The organism is Janthinobacterium sp. NKUCC08_JDC (genome assembly GCF_019345575.1).
In the GTDB taxonomy this organism is placed as follows: domain Bacteria; phylum Pseudomonadota; class Gammaproteobacteria; order Burkholderiales; family Burkholderiaceae_D; genus Janthinobacterium; species Janthinobacterium aestuarii.
In genome coordinates this window covers 215,936-225,139 of sequence record NZ_JAHKQW010000009.1, presented here as the reverse complement: position 1 = coordinate 225,139, position 9,204 = coordinate 215,936, and the positions used below count along the sequence as shown (strand labels likewise).

The window sequence follows — 9,204 nt, the reverse complement described above, 5'->3', positions numbered from 1 at the left end:
TAGTTCCTAAACCGCTCACTTCGGGCAATCGTGCAAAGGGGCTATTCGATAAACGCGACTTCCGATATCTGCCCGAGAGCGACGAGTTCCAATGTCCTGCTGGAGAACGTGCAATCCGACGATTCAGCACGCTAGAAAAAGGGCTGCTGTTTCACAAATACTGGTCGTCATCTTGTCCCAAGTGCCTGATGAAATCTCAGTGCACCACCGGCGCAAATCGCCGTATCGCCCGCTGGGAGCACGAAGACGCCCTCGATAGGATGAGCAAGCGGATAGCTGAGCACGGAGACGTCGCGAGAATCAGGCGGCAAACAGTCGAACATCCATTCGGTACGTTAAAAGCTTGGATGGGTGCTACACATTTTTTAACTCGAACGTTACCACGCGTGAAAACAGAGATGAGCTTACATGTTCTAGCCTACAACTTGAAACGCATGGTGAACATCATGGGAAATCAGGGGCTGAAAGCGGCGTTGTTGGGGGCGTGAGCCCTTTTTAACTTCGACTCGCACGTCGGGGAAAATCGGGGGCTTGCACGGAGCGGCCGCTCCCGATACAAAAACTCGGGTTTTCACACAGCCTGGGGCGAAAGCGGACACTGCAATACAGTCGCACGTCGAACCAAGGTGGTATGCGGCCAAGGCCTTCATTGTCCTGGCTGCACGCGTGTCAGCGGCAGCCTGAAATCAGCGCGCCATTTCCTGTGCGAGCGTGGCCACCAGTTCCTCCGTCCCCATCTCCCGCGCCAGCGGCGCCCCCTGACCAGTCCACTGCGCGGCGAATTCGCTGTTGCCGTGCTGGCTGGCCAGCGCGTTTAATTGTTTGGCGGCATCGTAGGCGACCGGGTAGTCGGCTGGCGGCGGGCTGCCTGGCGCTTCGCCGTGTTCGATCAGACGGTTCACCATGCCGCGCGCCAGGCGGCCCGATAGCACGCTGGTCAGGCGCGTGCTTGCGGCACGTTCGCTTTTCAGGTTGGCGCGGTAGCCCGCGTTGGCCGACGATTCCGGACATAGTACGAACGCCGTGCCCAGCTGGGCGGCTGCGGCGCCCAGGTCCAGCGCGGCGCGGATGCCTTGTCCATCCATGATGCCGCCGGCGGCGATCAGGGGCAGGGCGGTGCTGCCTGCCAGCAGGCGCAGCAGGACGCTGGTGCTGTGGCGCTCGTCCGGCGCTTGCGGGTCGAAAGCCCCGCGATGTCCGCCCGCTTCCACGCCTTGCGCCACGATGGCGTCGACGCCGGCCTGTTCGATCAGCGCCGCTTCGCGCAGATTCGTGGCCGTCGCCAGCGTGTAGATGCCGGCCTGGCGCAGGGCGGCGATCTGCTGCGTCGTTGGCAAGCCGAAATGGAAGCTGACGACGGCGGGACGCAGTTCCAGCAACAGCTCGAATGCCGCGTCATTGCCGATGAACGTTTCGTAGATTTCGTCGAGCGCCACGGGTGCGGCCGCGCCCAGCTCCGCAAACAGAGGCGCCAGGTGGGCCAGCCAGGCCGCTTCGCGCCGCGCATCCCTGACCGCCGGCGCATGGCAAAACACATTCACATTGAAGGGACGGTCCGTCAGCGCGCGCGTGTCCATGATCATCTGGCGCGCCTGCGCCACGGTGCCAGAGCCGATGGCCAGCGAACCGAGGCCGCCCGCGTTCGAGACGGCGGCGGCCATGCGCGGCGTGGAGATACCGGCCATCGGCGCCTGGATGATGGGCAACTGCAAGCCGAGGCGGTCGAGGAAGGGCTGGAACGAGCTCATGGTGTTTCCTTCACAAAGTTGAGGACATTGTGCAATGTTCGCATTTAAAGAATATAATATCATAATCATTTTGAAATAGAGAATACCATGGACATGGAATCCCTGACGATTTTTTGCGCCGTTGCCATTGAGCTGAGCGTCACCCAGGCTGCTGCCAGGCTGGGGCGCGCGCCGTCCAGCGTCACCACGCGCATCCAGCAGCTGGAAGCCGATATCGGCGCGGAACTGTTCGTGCGCACGAATAAACGCATGGCGCTGACGGCTGCCGGCGAGCGCTTTCTCGAGTATGCGCAGCGTTTGCTGGCGCTGGCGGAGGAAGCGCGGCACGTCGTCACGGGCGGGCGCGAGGGCGGCACCTTGCGCGTCGGCAGCATGGAAAGCACGGCGGCCAGCCGCTTGCCGGCGCTGCTGGCCGCGTATCACGCCCGCCATCCGGCGACGCGGCTGGCGCTGAGCACGGGGCCGTCGCGCCCCCTGATCGAGCAAGTGCGCACGGGCTTGCTCGACTGCGCTTTCGTCGCCTTGCCGCCCTCGTTCGGCGGCGGCGCATTGGAAGAGCTGGGCCTGGCATCGACGGCCGTGTGGCGCGAGGAGCTGTGTCTGCTGCTGCCGGCCAGCGAAGGGCAGGCGCGCAGCGCCATGGACGTGCGCACGCGCTCGCTGGCAGCCTTCCCGCAGGGCTGCACCTACCGCGGCATCGCCGAAGAGCTGCTGGGCGTCGCCGGCAGCACGCAGTGGCAGGTGCAGGAAATGAGTTCGTATCACACCATGATCGCCTGCGTGGCGGCCGGCGCCTGCGTGACCTTGCTGCCGGCCAGCGTGCTGGCGCTGTCGGACGCGCCAGCTACCTTGACAACGCTGCCCGCAGGGGAGATTGACACCGTGCTGGTGTGGCGCGCGGGATTCGACGTGCCCGCCTTCCAGCATTTGTTGGTGCAAGTGGGCGAGGCGGCGCCATGAGCGCGCCGGCCAGGCTGCGCGCCGCCATCGCGGCGGCGGTCATCCTCGCCATCGGCATGGGCTTTGGCCGCTTTGCCTTCACGGCCATCTATCCGCACATGGTCAGGGAAGGCGTCTTGAGCTTGCGCGACGGAAGCCTGGCCGCCTCGGCCAACTATGCCGGCTACTTGCTGGGCGCTATCCTGGCCATGCGCGCGCGGGCCCACAGCGCGCACCGGCTGTGCCTGTGGTCGGTGGCCGGCACGGCGCTGTGCCTGGGCGTGCTGGCCTTGACTATGCCCGTCTGGCTCATCGTGACGGTGCGCGGCGTGGCGGGCGTCTTCAGCGCCCTGGCCATGGTGGCCGCCTCGCTGTGGCTGCTGGTCCAGCGCGGACATGGTCGCGGCGCGCCGCTGCTGTATGCGGGCGTGGGCGCGGGCATCGCCGTGTCGGCCGAATTGCTGGTGCTGGCTTCGCGGCTGGGCTGGCACAGCGCCGGCATGTGGCTGCTGCTGGCCGGCGTCACCGCGCTGGCGGGGCTGGCGGCAGCGCCCGCCATTGCCGCCAGCGGCCAGGCAACCCTGGCTGCACCGGCGCAAGCCGCCGCATCGGACCTGGCGCCCGTAGCGCCGTGGCCGCTGGTGCTGATCTACGGATTGGCGGGATTTGGTTATATCGTCACGGCCACGTATTTGCCCGTGCTGGTCGGCGCGGCTTTGCCCGGGCTGAACTCCGCCCACGTGTGGGCCGTGTTCGGCCTTGGTGCGGCGCCGTCGTGTTTCCTGTGGCACCGGCTGCACGAGCGACTTGGCACGCGCCAGGCGCTGAGGCTCAATTTGCTGCTGCAGGCGCTGGGCGTGGCGCTTCCCGTGCTGGCGCCCACGGCCGCCGGCTATCTGCTCAGCGCCGTCCTCGTCGGCGGCACGTTTGTCGGCACGGTGACCATCGCCATGCCGGCCGCGCAGCGGGCCGCCGTCAAGGCAGCTAAGTTTGGCTCGAACATGATGGCCATCATGACGGTGGTGTATGGTATCGGACAGATCATCGGCCCCGTGCTGGCTGGCAGCCTGTATGCGCAATCGCACAGTTTCAATAGCGCCTTGCTGGCCGCCGCTGGCGCGCTGCTGCTGGCGATTCTCGTCAGCCTGCGGCTGTAAAAATCAGAGATCGAATGCGCGGCGCATGAGGTCGCGCCGGATGTCGTTGATCCTGTCGAACTCGCGCGTGTAATACAGCTTGTTCGTCAGCAGCACGGCGTAGCGGCCGCGCCGGGGGCTGAGCCACATGGCCGTGCCCGTGAAGCCCAGGTGACACCAGACGTCGTCTTGCGGCCCGGTGCCTGCCGCCGGATGCCAGAACAGGCCGCGCGAGGGCTGCAGATCGCCCGTCTGTACCGTCAGCGATTCCCTCACCCAATCGGCGTCAAACACCTCGCCATGCGGAGTCAGCATCGCCCGCAGGAAGCGCTGCAGGTCGGGCACGTTGGAAAACAGGCCGGCAATGCCGCACACGCCACCCAGCAGCCGGCTCGAAAAGTCATGCACCGTACCGGCAAGATGCGCGCCTGCTTCGTCGCAGTACTCGGTCGGTGCGACTAGCTGGCCGTGCCGTGGCGTCACAGGACCATATCCCGTGGCGGCCATGCCCAGCGGTTGCAGCACATGCTCTGCAAGGGCCACATCCAGCGGCATGCCCAGCAGCCGTTCGATGACCAGGCCGAGGATCAGGGCCGCGCGGTCCGTGTATTCCACGGCCTGGCCTGGTATGCCTTCCAGCGGCTCGCGCAGCACGCCGCGCACGATATCGTCGTACACGTCGCCATAGCTGGCGCGCAGGCGGGCGCGCAGCGGCAAGCCGGCCGTGTGCGTGAGCAGCTGGAAAATCGTGATCGGCGCCAGCGCGTAGCCTGCCGTGCCGGGCAGCAGATCGGCCAGCCGGCTGTCCAGGCGCAGGCGATTCTGCTTCACCAGCTGGCCGACCAGCGACCAGACGCTGATGATCTTGGTCAGCGACGCGATGTCGAACAAGGTGTCGACCTGCATCGCGGCGCTGGCGGGATCGGGCGTGAGCCGCCCGGCCGCGCCCATTGCGTGGTGGTCGACGGTGCCCACGGCCCAGGCCGCGCCTGGAAAAATCTGTTCGCGTACGCCGGCTTCCACCAGCGCTGTCAATTGCTCTGTAAGGTTGCTTATCTGCATGATGATTGTGCTGTGTTTATCTTGTGATCGTCTGTCGCTGCCACGCCTAGCCACCTCGCCACCGATTGCGCCACCCATTGCCCCTCGTCGAGCGGCAGGTCGTGGCCCGCGTCGCCGTGGATCAGGCAATCGGCCTGCCAGGCGCGGGCCAGGCGCTGCGAGCAGCGGTGGTCGACCAATCGGTCTAGCACGCCGGCCATCACCAGCACGGGCATGGGGGGGCGGATTGCCGGGGCGCGGTAGCGGGCGGCCGACAGCAGCTGGCGCAGCGCGTTGCGCCGGCTGACCGGGTATTGCTGCTGGTAACTGAGCCAGTCGCCCAGCAGGGCCGGGTTGCCATGGGCATGCCTGCGGCTGGTCAGGCGCAGGATCAGACTTTCCTGGCTGCGCCCGTCGCCCAGCAGCAGCTGGCGCAGCAGGGCGCCATAGTTCTGCCAGCGCAGGCGCCGGTAAAACGGGCTATAGGGCCGCATGCTGGTGTTGATCAGTACGCAGCGGGCGATTTCCTGCGGGTAGCGGTGACCCCATTCAACGGCCACCATGCCGCCCAGCGACAGGGCCAGCAAGTGGTAGGGCGCGGGGATGCCGCGCGCCAGCAGCTCCTGGCGGCAGTCTTCCACCATGTCGGCCACGCGGGTGGCGCTGTCCTGCGCGTGGCGCGTGCCGTTGCCGGGCAAATCGGGCGTGACGATGGTGGCGCCGGGCAGGGCGCGGGCCAGGGTGGCGGGAAAGCTGCCCCAGTGGCGCTGTTCGCGCATCAGGCCGCGCAATAAAATCCAGGTGGGCGAGCCGCTCATGACTCGTACCATTGCGCCAGGGCGCGCCGGCGCTGGGCCTTGCGCAGCAAGCCTTCCGGCATCCAGCGGCCGTGGCTGCTGGCGGCGCGCATGAGGAAATCGAACCACACCAGGTGCCGGCGCAGCACACGCTGCAGGCGGTGCGCGGCCGTGGGGTTGAAGAGGCTGACGCGGTTGAACAGCTGGCGCGGGTTTTTCTTGACCCAGCGCCATGAACCCATTTCCAGGGTCAGCGGCAGGAACACGCGTCCGCTGTAGCTGGTGCCGTTCAGGTACAGATAATCCCACAGGTCGCCATGCGTGCGGTATTGCCGGCTTTGCGGCTCGAACACATAGTTGTGGTTGGGATAGCTCTGGCTGAATAGCTCTTCCAGCGCGCCGATCTCGGCTAGATGCTCGATGGGCACCTTGGTATGCGCATGGGGAAACCAGATGCGGTCGCGCAAGCCGAAACCGGAATGGCAATCGAGGGCGATGCTGAACTGGCGCGACAGCAGTTCGCGCTCGACGAGGTCGCACACGGCCTGGCTTTCCACCTCCATCGGGCCATCCGCCGCGCCCCGGTACCAGGGCAGGCGGGCGCTGTAGCGCTGTCCACCGAGCATGAACGGTACTTTTTCGCGCGCGCTCAATGGCGCATTGCGCATCAGGTCCACGCCCTGCGGATTGCAGCGCGTCGCTTGCCACATGCCGCCAGGATTGACCAGCGGCATAAACACGAGGCGCATGCTTTCCAGCTGCTGGTGCAAGGTGGCGTCCCAGCGCAGGCGCGCGATCAGGCTTTCGAGGAACGACAGCAGCACTTGCGTGCCGATGCGTTCGAGGCCGTGGATGCCGCCGAAAAAGCCCAGTACGGGTACGTCGGGGCTCGGATTGCCCATGGCGATCGAGTACACGGGAAATTCGCGCCCATCCATGGCGATGCTGCAGGGCGCGGCCACTTCCAGGTGGCTGCCGCCCTCGTCAATGAGGCGCTTCAGCATGACCAGCTCGGGCAGATTCTTTTCGATCATCAGGCGTCTGAAAGGGAAAGTAGCAGCCAGTGTAGCCGAAATCACGGCCGCGCCAGACGTCCCGCATGGCGAAATTTGCGCACGCCGCTGATGTCACGAAGCCGTCATTTTTTGTGTGTAGGCTATTGCAGTTGATGCAAGAATTATTACTTGGCAATGCCTTGTTGCCACGCAGTTTCCCCTCACACGATAGCGACTCGATAGCGATATGACAGGCAGCCCGGCATCCGTCCATGTGCTTGCGCTGGCGGGATACCTGGTACTGCTGGGTTTCCTGGCCACGGTGGGGCCCGTGCGGGCCCAGCCGGCCGATGGCGCCGTCTTGCAGTTCGATATCGCCGCGCAAAACCTGGGCGACGCGCTCGATATGTACAGCCGCCGCACGGGCGTCGCCGTGCTGATGGACCAGCGCTACGCGCAGCGCCAGTCGGCCGCCGTGCGCGGCCCGTATGCGGCGGGTGCGGCCCTGCAAGCTTTGCTGGAAGGCACGGGCCTGCTATCGCGCCTGTCCGACGCGCAAGCTGTCATTGTGTATGCCCCGGCCGGCGCTTCAGCAACGGCAGCGGACTTGCCGCAGGCCGCCGTCGTGGCCGCCGCCGACATCCCGGGCGCCACGCAGGGCGGCGGCGACCATGCGGCCTATGTCAGCCGCTTGCAGCACGCGCTGCTGGGACTGCTGTGCCGCGCGGCGCAGACGCGTCCCGGCGGTTATCGCCTGGCGCTGCAACTGTATCTGAACCGTGCCGGCGTGGTGGACCGCGTGCACCTGCTCGACAGCACGGGTTTGCGCGCGCGCGACACGGCCATTGCACGCGTCGTGCTGGGCATGCGCGTGGGCGCCGCGCCGCTGCCCTCGATGCCGCAGCCCGTTTCCATCCTGCTGCTGCCGCAAGGGCCGGGCAGCGAAGTCGATTGCGCCCCCAAGACCATGGCCGCGCCATGAGCATGCCCGACCTGCGCACCAAGCTCAAACGCCACCTCAGTTCGCGCTACGCCGTGCTGCGCTGGCGCCTTGAGCGCGTCGTTGGCTGCAAGCACCATGCGGCCGATGCGCTGCAGGAAACCTGGCTGCGCCTCGAAGCGATGGTGGCGCCGGGGCCGGCCGCCGCGCCCGTCCACAATCCCGACGCCTATTTGCTGCGCATGGCGGCCAATATCGCCACCGATGCCTACCGCCGCGACCGCATCATCGTCACCGAGCGCGAACGCGAAGAACTGATGCACATGGCCGACGAACCCGGCGACGACATCAGCGACCCGGCCCGCATCGTCTCGGCGCGGCTCGACGTGCAGGCGCTCGACGCGGCCCTGGCGGGCCTGTCGCCGCGCCGCCGCGCCATCCTGACGGCGGCGCGCATCGACGGCATGCTCAATGCGGAAATCGCCGAACGCTTCGGCATTTCCGTGGCAATGGTGAAGAAAGAATTGCAGGCCGCCCTGCAACACTGTAAAACGTGCATGGCCGACGCCGATGCGGCCCAGCGCAGCGATGTGTCGGGCCGGCGTAAATATTGATGAATCCCATGACTGCTCCCGACCGCGATCCACGCGCCCCTTCCCATACTGCCGACAGCGAGGCTGACATCGGCCGGCAAGCTGCTGCCTGGTGGGCGCGGCTGCGTGCCGACGATTTTACGCAAGCCGACGCCGACGCCTTGCGCGCCTGGTGCGCGCTTAGCCCCGACCATGCGCGCGCCTGGCGCGAGCTCAAGCAAGTGTGGCAGGCGCTCGACCCCGCCTTGACCCGCGCCGCCGCACCGCAGCAGGCGGCCGTGCTGGCGTTCCCGGCGCGGCCCGGACGCCGTGCTTTTCTCGGTGGCGCGCTGGCGGCCGGCGTGGCCATGCTGGCCTTGCGTCCGCCCTTGGGCGCCTGGCCGTCGCTGCAGGAGCTGAGCGCCGACTACCGCACGGGCACGGGCGAGCAGCGGAAAGTGGCCCTGTCGCAGCAGATGACGGTGCAGATGAATACGCAGACGCGCATTAACGTGCGGGCGCCGGAAGCGATCGAACTACTGGGTGGCGAAGCGGAAATCGTTGCCAGCGGCGCGCGCCAGCCCGTATCGGTGGTGGCGGGCGCCGGGCGTTTATTGGCGCAGTCGGCCCGCTTCAATGTGCGCCACACGGACGACGCCGTGTGCGTCACCTGCCTGGCGGGCGCCGTGGACGTGGTCTGGCAGCAGCGCCGCCAGACTCTCGATGCGGGGCAGCAACTGGTCTACGACGAGCAAGGCGTGCAGGCGGCCACGGCCGCGCCGGCGGGGGAGGCCAGCGCGTGGCGCACGGGCGCGCTGTCGTTTGCCGGCCAGCCGCTGTCCCGCGTGGTCGATGAAATCAACCGCTACCGTCCGGGCAGGGTCGTGCTGCGCAATGCCGAACTGGGCCGGCGTCTCGTGCGCATGCGTTTTTCCATCACCCAGATGGATGGCGCGCTGGCGATGATACGCGACTTGACGGGCGCGCAAATGACCAGCCTGCCAGGCGGCATTGTCTTGCTCAGCTGATCCCGGCG

At 66.8% G+C, this 9,204-nt stretch carries 10 protein-coding genes; 6 read left to right on the top strand and 4 right to left on the bottom strand.

What is annotated here, in order from left to right; all coding sequences use genetic code 11:
• Nucleotides 1-488 (top strand): transposase (locus KO538_RS20460; RefSeq protein WP_219329481.1); only part of this gene is annotated, 488 nt, incomplete at its 5' end.
• 198 nt (nt 489-686) lie between these two features.
• Here KO538_RS20460 and KO538_RS20455 read toward each other — a convergent pair.
• A complete protein-coding gene (locus tag KO538_RS20455; protein WP_219329480.1) occupies nt 687-1,748 on the bottom strand; it encodes a nitronate monooxygenase family protein in 1,062 nt (353 codons plus the stop codon).
• 87 nt (nt 1,749-1,835) lie between these two features.
• On the opposite strand from KO538_RS20455, the gene KO538_RS20450 reads away from it, so the two are divergent.
• Both KO538_RS20450 and KO538_RS20445 read left to right on the top strand, forming a co-directional pair.
• On the top strand, nt 1,836-2,708 hold the full coding sequence (locus tag KO538_RS20450; RefSeq protein WP_219329479.1) for a LysR family transcriptional regulator: 873 nt from the start codon (nt 1,836-1,838) through the stop codon (nt 2,706-2,708).
• Nucleotides 2,705-3,844 (top strand): YbfB/YjiJ family MFS transporter, encoded by a 1,140-nt coding sequence (locus KO538_RS20445; protein ID WP_219329478.1) that lies wholly within the window; start codon nt 2,705-2,707, stop codon nt 3,842-3,844. The genes KO538_RS20450 and KO538_RS20445 overlap by 4 nt, the downstream gene beginning before the upstream one ends.
• Before the next feature lie 3 nt (nt 3,845-3,847).
• On the opposite strand, the gene KO538_RS20440 is transcribed toward KO538_RS20445, so the two are convergent.
• Genes KO538_RS20440 through KO538_RS20430 form a run of 3 tightly spaced genes read right to left on the bottom strand, consistent with a single transcriptional unit; the run spans nt 3,848 to nt 6,695 of the window.
• Nucleotides 3,848-4,885 (bottom strand): serine hydrolase, encoded by a 1,038-nt coding sequence (locus tag KO538_RS20440; protein ID WP_219329477.1) that lies wholly within the window; start codon nt 4,883-4,885, stop codon nt 3,848-3,850.
• Nucleotides 4,876-5,682 carry an alpha/beta fold hydrolase gene (locus KO538_RS20435; RefSeq protein WP_219329476.1) on the bottom strand — a complete coding sequence of 269 codons (807 nt, stop codon included), beginning with the start codon at nt 5,680-5,682 and terminating at the stop codon, nt 4,876-4,878. Before KO538_RS20435 ends, KO538_RS20440 begins: the two co-directional genes overlap by 10 nt.
• Nucleotides 5,679-6,695: a M14 family zinc carboxypeptidase gene (locus KO538_RS20430; protein ID WP_219329475.1), complete on the bottom strand. Its 1,017-nt coding sequence runs from the start codon at nt 6,693-6,695 to the stop codon at nt 5,679-5,681. The genes KO538_RS20435 and KO538_RS20430 overlap by 4 nt, the downstream gene beginning before the upstream one ends.
• 208 nt (nt 6,696-6,903) lie before the next feature.
• On the opposite strand from KO538_RS20430, the gene KO538_RS20425 reads away from it, so the two are divergent.
• From KO538_RS20425 to KO538_RS20415, 3 genes are read left to right on the top strand one after another with little or no spacing between them, the layout of a single operon-like run.
• Nucleotides 6,904-7,638 carry a hypothetical protein gene (locus tag KO538_RS20425; RefSeq protein ID WP_139248289.1) on the top strand — a complete coding sequence of 245 codons (735 nt, stop codon included), beginning with the start codon at nt 6,904-6,906 and terminating at the stop codon, nt 7,636-7,638.
• A complete protein-coding gene (locus KO538_RS20420; protein ID WP_139248288.1) occupies nt 7,635-8,210 on the top strand; it encodes an RNA polymerase sigma factor in 576 nt (191 codons plus the stop codon). The genes KO538_RS20425 and KO538_RS20420 overlap by 4 nt, the downstream gene beginning before the upstream one ends.
• A gap of 8 nt (nt 8,211-8,218) precedes the next feature.
• Nucleotides 8,219-9,196 (top strand): FecR family protein, encoded by a 978-nt coding sequence (locus KO538_RS20415; protein ID WP_219329474.1) that lies wholly within the window; start codon nt 8,219-8,221, stop codon nt 9,194-9,196.
• Nucleotides 9,197-9,204 lie beyond the last annotated feature (8 nt).